The sequence below is a fragment of the Desulfovibrio sp. DV genome, assembly GCF_001936595.1.
Taxonomy (GTDB): domain Bacteria; phylum Desulfobacterota; class Desulfovibrionia; order Desulfovibrionales; family Desulfovibrionaceae; genus Solidesulfovibrio.
The window spans coordinates 1-18,278 of the sequence record NZ_MLBG01000098.1; the positions used below are offsets into that span (position 1 = coordinate 1).

14 protein-coding genes and 1 tRNA gene are annotated in these 18,278 nt (G+C 64.1%); 6 read left to right on the top strand and 9 right to left on the bottom strand.

The genetic code is table 11. From position 1 onward, the window contains the following. Positions 1–222 precede the first annotated feature (222 nt). Positions 223–894, bottom strand: coding sequence for a DedA family protein (locus tag DVDV_RS17310; protein WP_075355876.1), 672 nt, complete (start codon positions 892–894; stop codon positions 223–225). A 128-nt stretch (positions 895–1,022) separates the two neighbouring features. Between DVDV_RS17310 and DVDV_RS17315 the strand changes: the two genes are divergently transcribed. Continuing rightward, positions 1,023–2,303, top strand: coding sequence for an RsmB/NOP family class I SAM-dependent RNA methyltransferase (locus tag DVDV_RS17315; protein ID WP_075355877.1), 1,281 nt, complete (start codon positions 1,023–1,025; stop codon positions 2,301–2,303). A 23-nt stretch (positions 2,304–2,326) separates the two neighbouring features. Then, positions 2,327–3,175 (top strand): class I fructose-bisphosphate aldolase, encoded by an 849-nt coding sequence (locus DVDV_RS17320; protein ID WP_075355878.1) that lies wholly within the window; start codon positions 2,327–2,329, stop codon positions 3,173–3,175. A gap of 62 nt (positions 3,176–3,237) precedes the next feature. On the opposite strand, the gene DVDV_RS17325 is transcribed toward DVDV_RS17320, so the two are convergent. The 4 genes from DVDV_RS17325 to DVDV_RS17340 all read right to left on the bottom strand — a co-directional run bounded on the left by DVDV_RS17325 (position 3,238) and on the right by DVDV_RS17340 (position 10,658). Beyond that, positions 3,238–5,187, bottom strand: coding sequence for a SpoIIE family protein phosphatase (locus DVDV_RS17325; protein ID WP_254845432.1), 1,950 nt, complete (start codon positions 5,185–5,187; stop codon positions 3,238–3,240). Positions 5,188–5,551: 364 nt separating this feature from the next. Continuing rightward, entirely contained in the window at positions 5,552–7,642 is a 2,091-nt protein-coding gene (locus DVDV_RS17330) for a methyl-accepting chemotaxis protein (protein WP_075355879.1), read from the bottom strand. Positions 7,643–7,866: 224 nt separating this feature from the next. Then, the gene (locus DVDV_RS17335) at positions 7,867–9,714 is read right to left on the bottom strand and encodes a chloride channel protein (RefSeq protein ID WP_075355880.1); all 1,848 of its coding nucleotides are present in this window, start codon (positions 9,712–9,714) and stop codon (positions 7,867–7,869) included. A gap of 5 nt (positions 9,715–9,719) precedes the next feature. Beyond that, positions 9,720–10,658 carry a bifunctional riboflavin kinase/FAD synthetase gene (locus DVDV_RS17340; protein WP_075355881.1) on the bottom strand — a complete coding sequence of 313 codons (939 nt, stop codon included), beginning with the start codon at positions 10,656–10,658 and terminating at the stop codon, positions 9,720–9,722. A 186-nt stretch (positions 10,659–10,844) separates the two neighbouring features. Here DVDV_RS17340 and DVDV_RS17345 point away from each other — a divergent pair. From DVDV_RS17345 to DVDV_RS17360, 4 genes are all read left to right on the top strand, one after another. Then, positions 10,845–10,931: transfer RNA gene (locus tag DVDV_RS17345), tRNA-Leu, on the top strand. Between the two features lie 969 nt (positions 10,932–11,900). Then, positions 11,901–13,823 carry a methyl-accepting chemotaxis protein gene (locus DVDV_RS17350; protein ID WP_075355882.1) on the top strand — a complete coding sequence of 641 codons (1,923 nt, stop codon included), beginning with the start codon at positions 11,901–11,903 and terminating at the stop codon, positions 13,821–13,823. Positions 13,824–13,847: 24 nt separating this feature from the next. Beyond that, complete coding sequence (locus tag DVDV_RS17355; RefSeq protein WP_075355883.1) at positions 13,848–14,372, top strand: chemotaxis protein CheW; 525 nt, start codon at positions 13,848–13,850, stop codon at positions 14,370–14,372. Positions 14,373–14,390: 18 nt separating this feature from the next. Next, the gene (locus DVDV_RS17360) at positions 14,391–16,457 is read left to right on the top strand and encodes a chemotaxis protein CheA (RefSeq protein ID WP_075355884.1); all 2,067 of its coding nucleotides are present in this window, start codon (positions 14,391–14,393) and stop codon (positions 16,455–16,457) included. Between the two features lie 58 nt (positions 16,458–16,515). Here the strand turns inward: DVDV_RS17360 and DVDV_RS17365 are convergent, their stop codons facing one another. From DVDV_RS17365 to DVDV_RS17380, 4 genes are all read right to left on the bottom strand, one after another. Then, complete coding sequence (locus DVDV_RS17365; protein ID WP_075355885.1) at positions 16,516–16,725, bottom strand: hypothetical protein; 210 nt, start codon at positions 16,723–16,725, stop codon at positions 16,516–16,518. Between the two features lie 165 nt (positions 16,726–16,890). Next, the gene (locus DVDV_RS17370) at positions 16,891–17,277 is read right to left on the bottom strand and encodes a PaaI family thioesterase (protein WP_075355886.1); all 387 of its coding nucleotides are present in this window, start codon (positions 17,275–17,277) and stop codon (positions 16,891–16,893) included. Positions 17,278–17,383: 106 nt separating this feature from the next. Continuing rightward, entirely contained in the window at positions 17,384–17,551 is a 168-nt protein-coding gene (locus DVDV_RS17375; RefSeq protein ID WP_075355887.1) for a Flp family type IVb pilin, read from the bottom strand. Positions 17,552–17,971: 420 nt separating this feature from the next. Then, positions 17,972–18,151 carry a Flp family type IVb pilin gene (locus DVDV_RS17380; RefSeq protein WP_075355522.1) on the bottom strand — a complete coding sequence of 60 codons (180 nt, stop codon included), beginning with the start codon at positions 18,149–18,151 and terminating at the stop codon, positions 17,972–17,974. Positions 18,152–18,278: the final 127 nt, after the last annotated feature.

Below are 18,278 nucleotides of genomic sequence, written 5' to 3' on the forward strand. Positions count from 1 at the left end.
GCGGCCCCAATTCCAACCAACCATGCGGCAAAGCCGCCAAGCGCTCCCGCGCCAACAGTCTTCCCGTGCTCCCATTCCCGCCGTAGCCCCTTACCTCGTCCAGACCATGCGCCCCCATCCAGGGGGTCCGGGGGGGATGATCCCCCCCGGCGGGTGCAGGGCAGCGCCCTGCCAGGGTCCGGGACAGCGTCCCGGCGGGGTCTGGGGCAGCGCCCCAGTAAATTACTCAGCCGCTGCTGCCGCTGCTGCCGCTGCTGCTGCCGCGCGTTTGTGGCGGATGTATTCGATGACGCCGGGCAGGACGGAGATGACGATGATGACGAGGATGGCAATGCTGAAGTTCTTTTTGATAAACGGCAGGTTGCCGAAGAAGTAGCCGGTGTAGACGAAAAAGGAGACCCAGACCACGGCTCCGACGACGCTGTAGGTCAGGAATTGGGCGTAGGACATGCGGGCGATGCCGGCCACGAAGGGGGAAAACGTCCGCACGATGGGGACGAAGCGGGCCAGGATGACGGTTTTGCCGCCGTGGCGTTCGTAGAAGGCGTGGGCTTTGAGCAGGTATTCTTTTTTGAAGAAGCGGGTTGTTTCCCGTTCGAAGACGGCGGGTCCGACCCGGCGGCCGATCCAGTAATTGAGGTTGTCGCCGATGACGGCGGCGGAGACGAGCAGGCCGAAGATGATATTGGGGTCAAGGACGCCGCCGCCGCACAGGGCGCCGGTGGCAAAGAGCAGTGAATCGCCGGGCAGAAACGGTGTGACGACCAATCCTGTTTCACAGAAAATGATCATGAATAGAATGAAGTAGGTCCATGTGCCGTAATCGGCGGCGATGGCGTTTAGGTATTTGTCGACGTGCAGGACCATGTCGACGAGCTGCATGATGATATCCATGAACGCTCCTTGGGCTCTTTTGGGGGTTGGCCGGAAATACCTATGCAGGGGGGCGGCGTTTGGCAAGGGCGATTCGCGGGGCGGGCGCGGGGCTTTTCAAGGGATGGCCGGCGGGATAGGGTGGGGCCATGGCAGTATGTGATGGCGATGGCGCAGTGGCGCAGGCTGGGGAGAGTTCGGGCCGCAGTTTTCGGCTGGTGTGTGGGCCGGGCGAGCGGGAGCTGGTCGAGGCGCTTTTGGCGGCCACCGGGCATGTGGCCGAGGTGGAGCCTTTTTCGCCGTGGTGCCGGCGCATAGTAGCCGAGCCGGTGGCCCTGGGCTTGTCCATGGCGGCGCGGTTTGGCTACATTCATATTCAGGACCGTTCGTCGATGTTGCCGCCGTTGCTGCTTGCGCCGCCGCCGGGGGCGCGGGTGCTCGACATGTGTGCCGCTCCGGGCGGCAAGACGGGATTTTTGGCCCAGTTGGTCGGGCCTACGGGGTTTGTCATCGGCAACGAGCCGTCCCCGGACCGATTGGCGACGCTTCGCCAGACGCTTTTTCGGGAAAATCTGGCCAACACGGCCACTTGTTCGTCGGCGGATTTGTCGCCGCTGTTGCCGGCCGGGTCGTTCAGCCATATTCTGCTTGATCCGCCGTGCAGCGGCTGGGGGACGCTCGATAAAAATCCCCAGGCGGCCAAGATCTGGGCCGGGGACAAGGTTGCGCCGCTGGTGGCCTTGCAGCGAAAGCTTTTGGAGACAGCGGCCGGGCTTTTGGCTCCGGGCGGGCGGGTGCTTTATTCCACCTGCACCACCAATGTGGCGGAGAACGAGGACCAGACGCGTTTTGCCCTGGACCATCTGCCGCTTCGGGCCGTGCCGCTGGAGGCGCCGGCCGGGTTTGTGTTCGAGGCGGCGCGGCGCGGGGATGTTGCCGGGGTGTTGCGGGTGGACAGCGCGGCCTCGGCGGCCCAGGGTTTTTATATGGCGCTTTTTGAGAAGGCCGGGGGCGAGGCCTTTGCGGGCGACGGCGGCGGGCTGCCTGGGGAGCCTGTGCCGGAGAAGGCCTTGCTGGCGGCCGGGTGCGGCCTGTCCGGGCTGCCGCCGGGCGTGGTGCGGGCGTTTGGCGAGAAGGTGTTTTTTCTCCATGCCGGGGCGGCCGGGTTGCCGGCCGGGTTCCGCTACCAGGGCTATGCCCTTGGCGCCTACCGGTCCGGGGTGTTTCGGCCCCAGGCCAGGGTGCGGCTGCTCATTGAACGGGACGGGCCGGGCTTGAACGAGGAGACGCTTTCCCGTATCGAGGCCCTGCTTGCCGGCCAGAGTCTGCCGGCCGGGGATCTGCCGGCCCGGTCCGGGCTTTTCTGGCGCGGGCTGCCGCTGGGATTTTTGACGCGAAAAGGTGCGCGGGCCTTGTGGTCCGACCGATAACGACTGTTTTTTTTGGAGGATGCATGCACGGGAGCGATCGCAAGCTGGCACGGCTTTTCCACCCCCACACGGGCAAGGCAGTGGTTGCGCCTCTGGACCACGGGGTCATGGAGGGGATGTTGACGGGCCTTGAGGAATTGCCGCGGCTGTTGGAGATGGTCAGTCATTTTCCGGTGCAGGGCGTCGTGCTCAACAAGGGAGCCATGCGGGCCCATGTGGCCGCTGTTCCTGTGGATGTCTGCGCGGTGGTGCAGCTTTCCGGCGGTACGCGGCATTGCCAGCCGCCGTATGCCCGAAGCCTCATGTGTTCCACGGTCGAGGCCCTGCGCCTGGGGGCGGACATGGTGGCGGTGCAGGTCAACATTGCCAATGAGTTCGAGGACCGGATGCTGGCCGACATGGGGGCCATTGTGGACGAGGCCCATGGCCTGGGCGTGCCGGTGCTGGCGCTCATTGCCCCCAAGGGCGAGCGGGTGGTCAACGAGATGGACCCGAGCCTCATTAACCACTGCATCCGGCTTGGGGCCGAGCTTGGGGCGGACGTCACGGGTGTGCCGTATTCCGGCGACGCGCGCAGTTTTAGCCGGGCGGTGGCTGCGTCATCGTCTCGGGTGCTGGTGACGGGCGGCCCGTCGCGGTCGGATTTCAAGAGTTTTGCGGCCATGGTCGAGGCGGCCATGGGCTGCGGCGCGTCCGGGACGTGCATCGGCCGCAATGTGTTTCAGCATCCCAACCCGGCCGAGGCCATGCGGCGCATTGTGGAGATCGTGCATGGGCGGGAGATGTTGGAGCTGGCCGAGGAGGCCCTGCGGATCGTGGAAGAGGCTGATCTGGCGGCCGAGGAAGCGGTCCGGGACACGGCCGGGGATTAGCCTGCGGCAACGGGCATGGATTTTCCAAAGGCCGGGGCGACCCGGCCTTTGGTCTTTGGGCCTTACGCCGTGGCCTTGATGACCACCAGGGTCACGTCGTCTTCCAGGGGCAGCCCGGCCTTGAAATCGCGCAAATCGGCCACCAGGGCGTTGACCACGGCCGAGGCCGGGCCGGCCGCTTCCCGACGCACCACCGCTTCCATACGCTCCTTGCCGTACATGGCGTCGCCCGGGCTCCTGGCCTCGTGGATGCCGTCGGTATACAGCACCAGCACCTGCCCCGGCGCGATCCACGGCCGGCGCATTTCCTCATACGTCCAGTCCGCCACCGCTCCAAGCGGGATGCCCGTGCCTTGCAGCTGCTCGAAACTGTCGCTTGGCGGATCGTAGAGCAGCCCCGGGTCATGCCCGGCCCGGCACCACAACAGCTCCTTGGACGAACGGTCCAGACGCAGGAAAAACAGCGTGATGAACCGGCCCGTCAGGTGGGTGTCCTGGCACAGCAGGGCGTTGACCTCGGTCAAAAGCGCACCGGGTCCGGGCTGGCCCACGGCCCGGCCGCGCAACAGCGCCCGGCCCGTGGCCATGAACAGGGCCGCCGACACGCCATGCCCGGTGACGTCGCCAATGACGATGTCGGCATGGGTGGCGTCGTCCTGGGAAAATTCCAGGAAATCGAAATAGTCGCCGCCGGTTTCGTCGCAGTACAGGCTCAAGGCCGCGATATCCATGCCCTCCATGGCCGGCGGCCGGCCCGGGAGCAGGTGCTGCTGCACCTCCATGGCCAGGGCCATGTCGTTTTTAAGCTTCATCCGTTCCAAAAGCTGCGGGGCCATGTCGTTAAACGATAGGGCCATCTCGCCCAACTCGTCGCGTCCGCACGGGGCGACCCGGGCCGAAAAATCGCCGGAGGCCAGTTTGCGGGCCGCCTCAGCCAGTTCGCGCACCGGCCGGGTGACGGTCTTGGAGGCCGGCACGGCCAGGGCAGCCACCAGCAGGACCGCGCCGCCAAGGAAAAAGCCGATCTGGCCGGCCAGCCCCGAAACCGCCGTGATGACCCGGGCCTCGGCCTGCTCGGCCGCAGCCACCACCTCTTCGCGCGGCGCAGCCAGCACCACGGCCAGCCGCTTGTTGGCGACGGGGGCAAAAGCCAGGAAGGTGTCCTCGCCCCGGTAGGTCAGCCGGCGCACGCCGCTGCGCCCGGCGGCAAGTTCATGGGTCACTTCGGCCAGGGTGGCCGTGTCCGGGGATTCGATGCGCTCCAGTTCCACCGGCGCAGTCCAGTCGCGGCTTTTCTGGGCGTAGTCACGGCAGGCCACGATGACCAGTTCCGGTTTGCCCGCCGTCCCCTGCGTGTCCAGGGAAACGACCATGGACCGCATTTTATCGCTCCAGGTCCGGGACAGGTCGCTTTGCAGGAACAGCTTGGCCATGGGGATGTCCAGGGCGGCCACGCCAAGCACCCGGCCCTCGGGCGTGCGCAGGGCCAGGGCCATGGAGGCCACGACCTGCCGGGTCGCGGCGTCGGTCATGACGTCCCAGGTGACGCCGGGCTTGGCCGCAGCGTTTTGGTACCAGGGCCGCCGCCTGGGATCGTAGTCGACGGGATAGCCGCCGTGGCCGGGATAGGCGCAGTGCAGGCCCGAGGCCAGTCCCACGTAGCCGAATTGCATGAGGCTTTTGTGGTGGGCGAAAAGCGTGCGGTAAAAGGGAGTCAGGCCGGACATGGCCCGCATTTCCGGCAGGGCGGCTTGCCTGGTCAGCCCCGGGGCGAGATGGAAGACCATGTGGTCGTAACTGGCGTGCACGTCGGACCCGCCGATGGGGGTGAGGACGGCGTCGGTGACGGTCCCGGCGTCGAAATCGCTGTCCATGGGCATCAGCGGCGGCGGGGGCGTGGGGCTTTGCACGTCGAGCTGGTGCATGGCGGCGTCGGCAGTCAGCGACAGGGAGGTTTCCAGCAGATCAAGGGTGGCAGCGCAGTGTTCGCCGAACATGTCGGCGGTCTGCACCAGCTCGCCAGCGGCGTTGGCCTCCAGGGCTTCGGCGGTTTTTCGGCCAGCTCCTGGCCGAGGATTTCAGTCTGCCGCCAGGCGTACAGGCCCAAGGCACACAGGGGCGTTATGACCACCACCAGCAGGAAACACAGCAGCTTGGTCCGTATGCGCATGGCCGCTCCGGGAATCTGTTTTGGGATTGCCCAAAAGGCATAGGCTGGAAGCGGCCGGGGGGCAAGCGCCCAGGCGATTGCGGGCAGGCGGTTGCCGGGGCGGGGTACCAGCCTGGACGCGGGCCTGCCGGGGCGGCCAAGGGACAACAATCCCTTGGCCGTTTGGGGACTCCCGCCGGTGGCGGGCATTGGGGCCGCGGCCGGCTTTAGCGGCGCGCCGCCGGCAGGGCCGGGCGTCGGCTGCCGGATGGCAGCTGCTTGGTCCCGGAGCCGCCGCCCTGCATCTCGTCGATCAGGCTGCGTAATATCTGGGTCTGCTCCGCCAGTTCGGCCACGGACCGGGTGGACTGCTCCAGAGCCATGGCCGATTCCTCGGCCAGCCGGTTGATGTCGACGATGCTGCGGTTGATTTCTTCCGTGGTGGCGGACTGCTCTTCTGCTGCCGTGGCGATGCTGCGGACCTGATCGGTGGTGGCGTCGACCAGGGTGACGATGGCCCCGAGGGTTTCGCCGGAATCCCGGGCCAGGGCCGTGGCGTCGTTGATCTTGCCGGCGGCCAGTTCGACGTTGTCGATATTTTTGCGGGTTCCCTGCTGGATGTCGCGGATGGCCTGGCCGACTTCCTTGGTGGCAGTCATGGTCTTCTCGGCCAGTTTGCGGACCTCGTCGGCGACCACGGCGAAACCGCGTCCGGCTTCGCCGGCCCTGGCGGCCTCGATGGCGGCGTTTAAGGCCAGCAGGTTGGTCTGGTCGGCGATGTCGGAAATAACGCCCAGAATCCGGCCGATGCCCTCGGCCTGGCCGCCAAGGACGGTCATGTCCTCCTTGAGCTGCCCGGCCCGGGTTTGCACCTCGGCGATGCTTTCAATGACGCGCGAGACGATGTCCGAACCGGCATTGGCCTTGTGCCGGGCGTCGTCGGCGGTCTGGGCGGCCTTGGAGGCGTTCTGGGCCACTTCCAGGACCGTGGCGTTCATCTCTTCCATGGCTGTGGCTGTTTCGCCCACCCGGTGGGACTGGTCGCGGGAGCCTTGGCTGGAGTGGCTGAGCTGGGTCGAGATTTCCTCGGAGGCGTCAGTGACGGCCGTCACGATGCTTTCAAGGGTGGCTGCGGCCTGGAGCATCCCCTGTTCCCGGGCGCTTTCCGCCTGGGAGCGGGCGCTGACAGCGTCTTCCATGGCTGTTTGGGCCTTCTCGGTTTCCTTGGCGGCCACAGCGCTTTGCTCCTCGGCCTCGCCGATTTTCGCCTTGAGGTTGACGACCATGGCGGCCATGGCCTGCTGGAGGCTGCCGATTTCGTCGCGGCGGTCGGTGTTAAGGGGCGTGTCGAGGTTGCCGCCGGCGATGCTCTTGGCAGCGGCGACCAGGGCTTCCACCGGGCGCAGCACATTGACGGTGAGGATGATCCAGACGCCAAGGCCGAGGAACAGGGCCACGCCGGCCGAGAGCCACACAATGAGAAGACCCAGGCTGCGGGCCCCGGCAAAGGCCACGGCCTTGTTGACGGACATGCCGAGCATCCAGCCCGTACGCGGGGATTTTTCGAACAGGATGAGTTTTTCGACGCCAAGCGAGACGACGTCGAGGACGCCTTTGGACTGTCCGGCCATCTGGCGTCCGAAGTCCGCGTCGGTAAAGACGTTGAATTTGCCGACCAGTTCGCGGTTTGGATGGGCCAGGGCCAGGCCGTCGGGGGCGGTGATGAAGGCGTAGCCGGCAGGCGTGTCCAGGGGGGCGACGAACTGGTCGGTGAAACGGTCGATGCGGACCCCGACGGAGATGATGCCGACGATCTTGCCTTCGCTGACGACCGGGGAGGTGATGACAAAGACGAATCTATTGATATCTTTGCTGAAAATTGGTGAAGAGATGAAGGTCTTTCCGGTGATGGCCTTTTGGAAATATTCCCTTTCGCTGCGGTTCCCCCCGACAAAGACGGGATTTGTGGCCAGGGTGACGATGCCCTGGGGGTTGATGATGAGCACGCTGTCAAACGACGGGTTGCGGGCGACGACGTCCTGGGTCAGCGCGAGGGCGCGGGCCTGGGAGGCTGCGTCGCTGGCAGTCAGCGCCCGGGTGATATCTTCGGTCTTGGCGAGGGTAACAACTTCGTTTTGTGCGCCGTCAACCCATATTTCGACCAGGGAAAGCAGGGATGTAAGGTTTGTCGCCGCCTGTTGTGTCCCCAATGCGGAGAGCGCCTGGGTGCTTCTGGAATAGGTCACCCATGTCGTGACAGCCATCCCGCAGATGATAAGCACAAGTGTCGGGATGATGAATTTCGCTTTAAGTTGCATGGGTTCTCCTGTCGCGGTATCTCGTCGTCCAAGGGCGGTGCATAAGACAAACTATGAAACAGTCCAAGGGTTGTTCACAATGATTTGCTCGGCCGCGCCGACTGCAAGGGCAAAACATTTGCCTGCCGATTGGCTAAGAAAACAGCACACCTACTGTACAGATCATAAGGGGGTGCCTTGCGGCCTGTCAAGCACAGACGCGCTGCAGCAACAGGAGCGTGGGATCAGTCTTCGCTTGTCAGGGCCTTGAGCGTACTGGAATAGGCGGTAAAGACATGGCGGCGGTCAAGCAGGCCGAGGACCGTGTCCGGCTGTTCGGCCTCGACCACCGGCAGTTGGCCGAGGTCGGTTTCGATAAACAACATGAGCGCGTCATAAAGCGACATGTCCGGATGGATCACCACCGGCGGGCGCATGAGGTCGCGCACCAGCACCAGTTCGTGCAGGCACGACTCGAACAGCACCCGGCGAACGTCCTGCACGGCCAGGATGCCGGTCAGCGCGCCCTGGTGGTTTTTGACCGGAAAGACAAAGGCGCTGGTGCCGGCGATGACGTCGGCCAGGGCTTTAAGCGTCACGTTTTCTTCGAGGATGGTGGGCCGGCCCGGTGTGAAGACCGAGGCCACGGGCACGGATTCGAGGATGTTGTTGGTGGCGTCGGCGGTGTGGGCCGGGGAGGCGAATTTGTTGTCCACCTGATTCTCGTACAGGTGGATGTCGTCGCAAAGAACCAGGGCCACGGCGGAACAGAGCATGAGCGGGGCCAGCAGGCCGTAGCCCTGGGAGATCTCGCAGACCATGATCAGCGGTCCGATAGGGGCATGGGCCACGCCGGCAAAAAAGGTGGCCATGCCGACCAGGGTATAGCCGCCGGGCTGGGTGACGATGTTCGGGCGAAGCAGATGCCCGACCTGCCCGACCAGACTGCCGGCCGCGCCGCCCAGAAACAGGGCCGGGGCGAACATGCCGCCGCTTAAGCCCGAGCCGATGGTCAGGGAGGTGGCGAGCAGCTTGCCGAAAAAGAGCCCGACCAGAAACAGCATATCCAGCCGGCCGTTGGCGGCCAGTTCGATCCAGCCGTAGCCGCCGCCGCACAACTCCGGAAAACGCCAGCCAAGAAGGCCCATGCCAAGCCCGCCGAGCACCATGGGCAGGGTCGGGCCGAAGCGTTTTTTAAGCGGTCCGAACAGTTTGAATTTGAAGGTGAAAAAGGTGCGGATAAAAAGCCGGGCCGCCAAAGACACGACCACGGCCAGGGCCAGGTAAAACGGCAGTTCGAAGGCGTTGGAAAATACGTAGTTCGGGGCTTCGAGGATGGCCTTGCCGCCGAAGACAAAGGCGAAAAGGGTATAGGCCACCACCGACGACACGACCGCCGGCAGCATGGCCTCGGCCTCGAAATCTTCGGAATAAAGGACTTCCACGGCAGTGATGGCCCCGCCAAGGGGGGCGCGGAAAATGGCCCCCAGACCGCCGGCCGCCCCGGCCAGAAGCAGGATGCGCCGCTGGCGGGCGGTCAGGTGCAGCTTCTGGGCGATAAGCGACCCCAGGCCGGCTCCGAGTTGGGAGATGGGGCCTTCCTGGCCGGCGCTGCCGCCGGCGGCGATGGTCAGGATGGCGGTGGCGCTTTTCAGCGCCGGCACGGCCGGCCGGATGACGCCGCCCTGCTGGTGGAAGGCCCGGATCATGGCGTCGGTGCCGTCGGTGACGCCTTCCAGGGACTCGGGGATGAAGCGGGATACGAGCAGGCCGGTGACCAGCCCCACGGCCGTGGTGAAAACCGGAATGAGCCAGGGGCGGTAGGGGCCGGCCGGACCGCCGGCCATGGCCTCGCCCGAGGGATGGGGCAGGGTCAGGCCGGCCAGCTCGACCTGGAGCAGGTGGGTGAGGCTTTCCAGGCCGGCGTGGAAGGCGATGGCCAGGGCGCCGGACCCGAGGCCGGCCACGATGCCGAGCACCAGCCAGCGCATCAGCCCGATCTGGGTGTAGCGCCGGGACAACTGCCGCCAAAGCGCCCGGGGACGCCGGAAAAAGGACGGTTTGGAGCGTTGGCGCGAAGCTCGGGTTCCCATGGCTGTTACGGCCTGGAATCAGGGGCGGCCAGGATCATGCGGGCCAGACCGACATCCTCGCGGATGCGGCTGATGAGTTCCTCCGGTCCGGAGAATTTTTTCTCGGAACGAATGCGCTGGACGAAATGGACCCGGATGGGCTGGTCGTAGATCTTGCCTTTGAAATCGAGGATATGGGCCTCGACGGACAACTCGAAGTCGCCGAAGGTGGGATTTTTGCCGATGTTGGCCACGCCCGGCCGGATGGTTCCTTCCACCTCGACCCACACGGCATAGACCCCGGACAGGGGGACGAGTTCGTCTTTCACGCCCACGTTGGCGGTGGGAAAGCCGAGCTGGCGGCCGCGTTTCTGGCCGTGGACCACGGTGCCGCGCACCTGATGGAAGCGGCCAAGCAGGGGCCGCACGTCCCAGACATTGCCGGCCTGGACCATGTCGCGGATGCGGGTGGAGGAGACCACCGCCCCGTTTATGATGACCGGGTCTAGGCGCTCGACGCCAAAGCCGTATTTCTGGCCCAGGGCCGAGAGCAGCTCGAAATTGCCCCGCCGGCCTTTGCCGAAGGCGTAGTCGTAGCCGATGACGAGTTGTTTGAGGCAAAGGCCCTCGACCAGGGCTTCGCGCACGAAGTCTTCGGGTTCCCGGGCGGCCAGTTCCCGGCTGAAGGGCAGGACCACGCAGACCTGGATGCCGCTGGCCTCGATGCATTCGAGCTTGTGCTCGAGCAGGGTGATGGACGGCGGGGCGGCGTTTCCCAGGAGTACGCGCCTGGGGTGGGGGTCAAAGGTGAGGGCGACGCTGACGAGCCCGGCGGCAGCGGCCCGGTCGCGCACGCGCTGGAGCAGCTTGGCATGGCCCATATGCACGCCGTCGAAGTTGCCGATGGTGAGGCAGACGCCGTGCAGGGCTTCGTGAATTTCCTCGACGCGGGTGACGACAATCATAATGTGAATGGTCCGATGGGCGAATGGGTGGCGGGTAAAAGCCCGTTTCGCCCATGGTGCTATCCCAAAAGACGACGGGCTTCAACCGGCTGGAATTGGGGGGTCCGGAAAAAAAATGTGGTCCGGATGATTTTTTTCTTGCCAAGGCCGGGGGTGTTGTATAAACCCCTTCTTCTGCACCGCACTGCCGAAGTGGTGGAATTGGTAGACACGCTAGGTTCAGGGTCTAGTCCTCGCAAGGGGGTGGGAGTTCGAGTCTCCCCTTCGGCACCAAGATTTCAAAGGGTTCAAGCTGGATAGCTTGGACCCTTTCTTCTTTTTCAGGAGCTGGCTGCGTCCTTTCGTCTGGACGAAGCGGCTGCGCCCGGGCGCTGGCAGGTTGGTTTCAGGCATGATCCGGGTGGAAACAACAGCCGATCTTGCCCCTGCCTGTCCAACCATTCCTCTGCAACACCGTTGCCGCTCCTCTGCTGCTGCCCACTGTCAGATCATTCGTGACGCCGGTCCTCCCCTGCCGCCCCGTGTGCGAGGCTGCCCTGCTGTTTGTCCTGTCGCTGCTGTTTTCTGTCCATCCCAATCACCCGTGGCCCCTCCCTGCTTCCAGAGTGCCCGCTGGCCGTCCGCGGGCGTGCCTATTTGCGACGGTCCGCGCCAGTGCCCTTGTGCCCTGGCGAACGGGGACGCTTTGCCCCGCCGGCGGTTGGCGCGCCACTTGTCGTGTCAGAATCGTGTTGAGAATTTTATAATTTAGGGCTTGTTGTGGAGCGAGCCTCTCTGTACCTTGGGGAGCGAATTGGATGCTTTCGCCGCGATATGGTGTTGTCGCCTTTGTTTCTCTGCAAAATATGTCGATAAGTCTCTGGTGGTGTTGGAGACGGTGGATGCCGTTGGCTTGTTTTTGTTGGGTCTTGTCGGGTTGTTGCATTACTATTGCATCAGAAAAAGAAAATGCAGAAAGGAAATGTGTCGATATATTTGGGAGTATTCGGTTTTGTTCGCAATATTGTATGTCTAAGAAGTGAAGTTTGTGAACATTCTGGCTGTTTCGTTCCTATGGGAATTGAACCGGAAAGGAGGGTGTTGCGTTGAAGGAATGTCGTGTCACCACAACCGGAAAATGCATTTTCAAAGGGTATCCCGTGAGTAGCGTCCACATTGTTTGTTCGTTTGTCTGACGCCGTGTTCATTATTTGTTGAAATAATTGGGACAGTGCGCATGTGCAATGCGCAAGGAGGCGCCCTATGCAATGGTTTCACGATATGAAAGTCGCAACAAAGCTTGTTTTGGCGTTTATTGTTATGGCAATCATGACAGGCGTTGTCGGATACATAGGTATCGATAAGATGGGTCGTATCAACGATCTGGCCAGCGACATGTATGCCAAGGAGCTGCTTGGTATTTCGCATATAAAAGAAGCAAATATTGCACTTGTGTACATCGATCGAGCCACAAAAAACCTTCTCCTTTCAAGCAATGCTGCAGACAGAACCAAGTATATAGAGCGCATCAATAAATGGAAGCTGGAGTACCAAGAACAATTGGATAAGGCCCGGCCCCTGTTTTACACGGATAAGGGCAAAGAATTGCTGGGCAAGCTCAGTCGCGCCTGGGAGGACTTCCAACCGGTGCTCAACCGGGTGGTCGAAATCGCCAAAACCGAGGATCTTGCAGCCAAACGGGAATCTGTGGACCTGTCCATGGGGCAGGGGCGGGAGAAGATTGATATCATTGATGATGTATTGACCGAACTGTCCAGGGTCAAGGAAGCCAATGCCAAGGATTTTGCCGATACCACTGACAAGCTCTACGAAAGCAGCCGGACGCTGCTGATCTCCATTGCGCTCGCCAGCGTGGTGCTGGGACTGGTCCTTGGCTTTTTCATTGCCAGGGCCATCAGCCGGCCCCTGGTGCGCGGCGTGGCCTTTGCCAATGCCCTGGCCGCAGGCGACACCGGGCAAACCATGGACGTCCACCAAAAGGATGAAGTGGGCCTTTTGTGCGATGCCCTGCGCAGTGTGGCCAAGGCCGAGGCCGATGTGGCCGGCACGGTTTCGCGCATGGCCCAGGGCGACCTGGAGGTGGCCATAACGCCCCGTTCCCCGGCCGATGTCCTGCTTTCCTCCCTGGTTATTTTGCTCCAGGCCGACCGCAATGTGGCTGAACTGGCCGGGAAACTGTCCGAAGGCGACTTGCAAGTGGATGTGCGGGAACGCTCCGAGCGCGACGGGCTCATGCAGGCCCTTAAGGAAATGGTCAACCGGCTGACTTCCGTTGTCCAGGAAGTCCAGTCCGGGGCCGAAAACGTGGCGTCGGGTTCCCAGGAGATGAGCGCCTCGTCCGAATCCCTGTCCCAGGGCGCTTCGGAGCAGGCCTCGGCCGTGGAGGAAAGTTCCTCGTCCATGGAGGAAATGAGCGCGAGCATCAACCAGAATGCCGACAACGCCCGGCAAACGGAAAATCTGGCCCGCAAGGCGGCAGAGGATGCCAAGGAATCGGGTGAAGCCATGGCCCGGACCGTGTCGGCCATGCGCGACATCGCCTCCAAGATTTCCATCATCGAGGAAATCGCCCGGCAAACCGATCTGCTGGCCTTAAACGCCGCCATCGAAGCCGCCCGGGCCGGTGAGCAGGGCCGGGGATTTGCCGTGGTGGCCTCGGAAGTCCGCAAACTGGCCGAGCGCAGCCAGGCTGCCGCCGCTGAAATCAACACGCTTTCCGCCTCCAGCCTCGGCGTGGCCGAGCGGGCCGGCACACTGCTCGAAAAGCTGGTTCCCGATATCCTGCGGACCTCCGAACTGGTCCAGGAGATTGCCGCCTCCTCGCTGGAGCAGGGGGCCGGGGCAAACCAGGTCAACAAGGCCCTGCAGCAGCTCGACCAGGTGGTGCAGCAAAATGCCTCCGCCTCGGAAGAACTGGCCTCCACGGCCGAGGAACTGTCCTCCCAGGCTGAACAACTGCAAAGCACCATAGGGTTTTTCCGCCTCGACGGAGGCCATCGCGGAATTCGCGCCGCCCTGCCGGCCGGCCGGGCCGTGGCCGGCGGCAAACCCGCCCCTGGCCGGTCTTTCGCTGTCAAAACCCAGACCCCTGCCCGGGCCGCCGCCGTCCGTCTGGACATGTCGGATCATGCCGGCGTCGATGACAACCAGTTCGAGCGGTTCTAGCCGTCCGAACAAGGAGAAGACATCATGGCGGAAACAAACAGGCAGCAATCCAGGCGATATCTGACGCTCACCCTTGGCGGCGAATTTTTTGCCATCGAAATCCATATGGTCCGGGAAATTCTCGATTTCACCGAGATAACCCGCATTCCCCAAACCCCGGCCTATATGCGCGGCGTGGTCAACGTCCGGGGCAGCGCCGTGCCGGTGGTGGACCTGGGGGTGAAACTGGGGCTTGGCGAGGTGGTGCACACCATCCACACCCGGATCGTCATTGTGGAGATTCGCCACGGGGACACGGTGTCGCTGATGGGGGCGCTGGCCGACTCGGTCAAGGAGGTGCTGGAGCTGGATGCTGCGTCCATTGCCCCGCCGCCATCTTTGGGCGCGGCCGTGGAGGTCGCCTGTCTTGATGGGATCGGCCGGCATGAGGGCCGATTCATCCTTCTGCTCAATGTGGACCGGGTGTTTGGCACAAGCGAGGTTCTGGATATCGCCAGGGCCATGGCAGACCCGGCAGCGGCCTTTGGCGACGCGCAAAGCGCCGCCTGAGTCAGGGGAAAGCAGGATATGGCACTCGATCACACCCAGATGTTTCGTGAGGAGGCCCTGGAACTGTTAGCGGAAGTGGAACAACTGCTTTTGGAATTGGAGGTTGATCCCGACGACGGAGAGAAGGTCGCCCGGCTTTTTCGGGCCATGCACACGGTCAAGGGCTCCGGGGCCATGTTCGGTTTCGACGATCTGGCCGCCTTCACCCATGAAGTGGAAACACTCTGGGATCTGGTCCGGGCCGGCCAACTGGCCATCGGCAAGGAGCTGCTCGACGCGACCCTGCAGTCGCGGGACCACATGCTGGATCTGCTGGCTGCTCCGGGCGACATCCCGGCAGACGTCTCAAGCCGGCTGATCGGCCAACTGCGGGCCTTGGCCGGGCGCGAGGAGGGGGCTGCGCCGCCGGCCGGCGCCACTGCGGCCGCCTCCCCGCCGGCCGCGCCGACCGGCGCTCCTGCCGCCTGGTGGCTGCGTTACCGCCCGGCGTCCGATTGCTTTTTGCACGGCGTCGATCCGATGATGTTTCTTTCGGAACTCGCCGAACTCGGCCAGATGCACCCCATCCTGCACTGGGAAGCCGTACTCCCTCTTGCGGACCTGGACCCGGAAGCGGTTTCGGTCTGGTGGGACGTCCTGGCCGTGACCCCGGCTGAGGCCGGCGTCTTGCGCGACGTGTTTGTGTTTGTCGAGGACGAGCACGAGGTGCTTCTCACCGCCTTGGCCGAGGAACCCCTGCGCCAGGCGGATATCGACGACTTCAAGACACGGCTGGCCGCCTCCGGCTGGGAGGACGGCCCGGCCCTGGCCGGGGAATTGGCCCGGCGGGTGGCGGTTTTTCTGGCTGCCCGGCAGGCCGCTCCCGAGGCCGGGGAGGGGCCGGCTGCCGCGTCCCGGCCTCGGGAGGCCGGCGACGGCGCGGCCAGCATCCGGGTGGAATCGGCCCGGCTGGACAGCATGGTCGATCTGGTCGGCGAACTGGTCATCATCCAGTCCCGGCTGTCCCAGACCATCGGCAAGGGCGACAGCTTTCAACTGCGGGCCATTGCCGAAGAGCTCCAGCGCCTGAGCAATCAGTTGCGCGACGAAGTCCTGGGGCTTCGCATGGTGCCCATCGGCGGGATCTTTGGGACCTTTCGCCGGCTGGTCCGGGATCTGGCCGACAGTCTTGGCAAGTCGGCGGTCTTTATCGGCGAGGGCGGCGACACCGAACTGGATAAAAACGTCATCGACCGTCTCAAGGACCCGCTGGTCCATATCCTGCGCAACAGTGTCGACCACGGCATCGAAGCGACGGAAAAGCGGTTGGCGGCCGGCAAACCGGCCCAGGGGACGGTGCGCCTTTGCGCCGAGCATGTCGGCGGCGAGGTCCGTATTGGCATCAGCGATGACGGCAACGGGGTGGACCTGGAGCGTGTCCGGCAAAAGGCCCAGGCCCAGGGGCTTTTGGCCGCCGGGGAAGAGGCCGACGAGCGCAGGCTCCTGGATTTCCTGTTCTCGCCCGGTTTTTCCACGGCCCGGGCGGTCAGCAGCGTCTCGGGCCGGGGCGTTGGCATGGATGTGGTCAAGCGCAACATCGAGGCCATGAGCGGCGGCGTGATCCTGGAAAGCCGCCCCGGCCAGGGGTCCACGATCACGGTGCGCCTGCCGCTGACCCTGGCCATCATCGACGGCCTGCAGGTGCGGGTGGGCCGTGAGGACTACACCATCCCTCTGGCCGCCACCCGGGCCTGCCTGGAGCGGTTTCTCGACGGCTCGCCGCCGCCTGTGGGCACCATTGTCTGGCGCGACCGGATGGTCCCGTGCCTGAGCCTGCGCCGGCTTTTCGGCGTGGCCGGAGCGCAGCCCGGCTATGAGCGGGTGGTTATGGTCGCGGTGGGCGATATGGAAGTCGGGTTGGCCGTGGACGTGGTTGTCGGGCAGCGCCAGGCGGTGATCAAACGCTTAAACGACGTTTACCGGGATGTGGATTTCGTGTCGGGCACCACGGTCAACGGGGATGGGACCATTTCGCTGATCCTGGATGTCGCCAAGCTCGTGCAGTTTGCCGGGGCGTCCCCGGCCGGGGGCCGGGCCGAAGCCTGAGGCGCGTTTCGGCAACACACGGCGTTTCCCCGGCCGGAGCGCCGGCCGCTCGGGCGGATCAGTCGGCCAGTTCCCACTGGGCGGCATCGGCGCTTTTGCGGGTGGCCATGGTTTTCCTGGCTCCGCAGTGGCGGCAAAAGACCTCAACCGTGCGGGTGGCCTCGGTTCGGGCCGCTTCGGAGGACACAAGGGCCGGTTTTTCGCAAAAAATGCAGTCGAACCGGGGCTCTTCAGTCGCCGGGGAAGGGGTCTGGACAGTAAAGCTCATGGCTGCTCCTTGTGGAGGTCTTTGCACAATTCAGGTTCTTGGGACATCAGGCTTTGTCTGATTTGCAACGAGCAAAAAGTATTGTGGGTTTCCAAAGGGCATTGCTCTTTGGCCGCCGGAGGCATCCCCCTCTCCGATTGTTGCAAAAGGCTCCCTGGCTTGCCCTTACCGGTCAAGGACGTGGGCAGCCGGGACAAAGCAGGTGAAGCTGCCGGTCAGCACGGTCTCGGCGGCCCGGCGCACCACCACATCCACCAGCCGTTTCTTGCCGGCGGTCTCCCGCAGGACCGCCTCGGCCTCAAGGACATCGCCCACCCGGGCCGGGGCCGTGAACCGGACCTCGGCCGCCCCGAGCACCACGAGCGGATCGTTGACCGCCAGCATGGCGGCATAGTCGGCCAGACCGAAGACGAAGCCGCCATGGACAAGGCCCCGGTCATCGGCGGCCATGGCCGCTGTGGCGGTGAGGCGTACCACAGCCTGTCCGGGGCTCAAGGCGATGGGCCGGCCACACAGGTCGGGATCGATGCGGTGGTGGGTGTTGACATCCATAAGGCGACACTCCTTGAACCCAGGATGCCAAAAGGGCCCTTTTCCGGCAAACAAAAAGGCCGTCTCCCGCGGTGGGCGACGGCTTTTTGCCTGTGGGGCCGACCGGCTAGGGGCTGATCGTCTCGGCGATATTTTGGTAGATCGTGGCCATGGAGACACCGATGGCGGCGACAACGATGACGATGGCCGTGGAGATCAGCGCGACCATGAGGCCGTATTCAACAGCAGTGGCCCCTGTTTCGTCGCGGATGAAGGCGGTGACGGCGGTCGGCATGGCGTTTCTCCCGGTTTGCCGGGGCGCGTGCGCCTGGCATGGCCCCTTGAAGACGAAAGCATAGGCCATGCCAAGGCAAGGACACGTTGTAACGGGCTTGATATGCAGGGGAACGAGAATGTGTGGGCCGAGGCGATCCAGAAACGATGGACTCCGGCCGGGGCGTTCTCCAGGAACTGGAGCGGGACGGCCGGAGGCGGGCGGGGTTTGGGCCGTGCCTGGCCGGCAGCAACCGGCCAGGGTCCGGCCAGGGACGGACCGGTGGGGCCTTTGCCCGGCCGGGGAGCTGGCTGGGGGGCGGTTGTTGGCCGGGACACATGTGTCCGACCGGCAAGGCCCGGTTAACCGGCGTGCGTGCCATGAAAAAAGGCCGTCCCGGTGCCGGGGACGGCCTTTTTGCTTCGCGAAGCCAAGGGCTGGCTAGGAGCCGGCGGCGGTGGTCAGGGAGGTGGCGATCTTGTCGAAGAGGCCGGACAGGCTGGTGCCGACGGAGGTGACGGCGGTGATGATGACGGCGGCGATCAGTGCGGCCATAAGCCCGTATTCAACTGCCGTGGCCCCTTCTTCGTCGCGGATGAAAGTGGTGATGGCGGTCAGCATGGTGTCTCCCGGTATGTAAAGTTGTTGTGGGTTCCCTGTGCGTCTCTGGGAACAAGACAAAGCATAGGCTGTGCCAACCCGCTGCATGTTTTTAACATACTTGAAATACTGGGAATAATGAATCGGG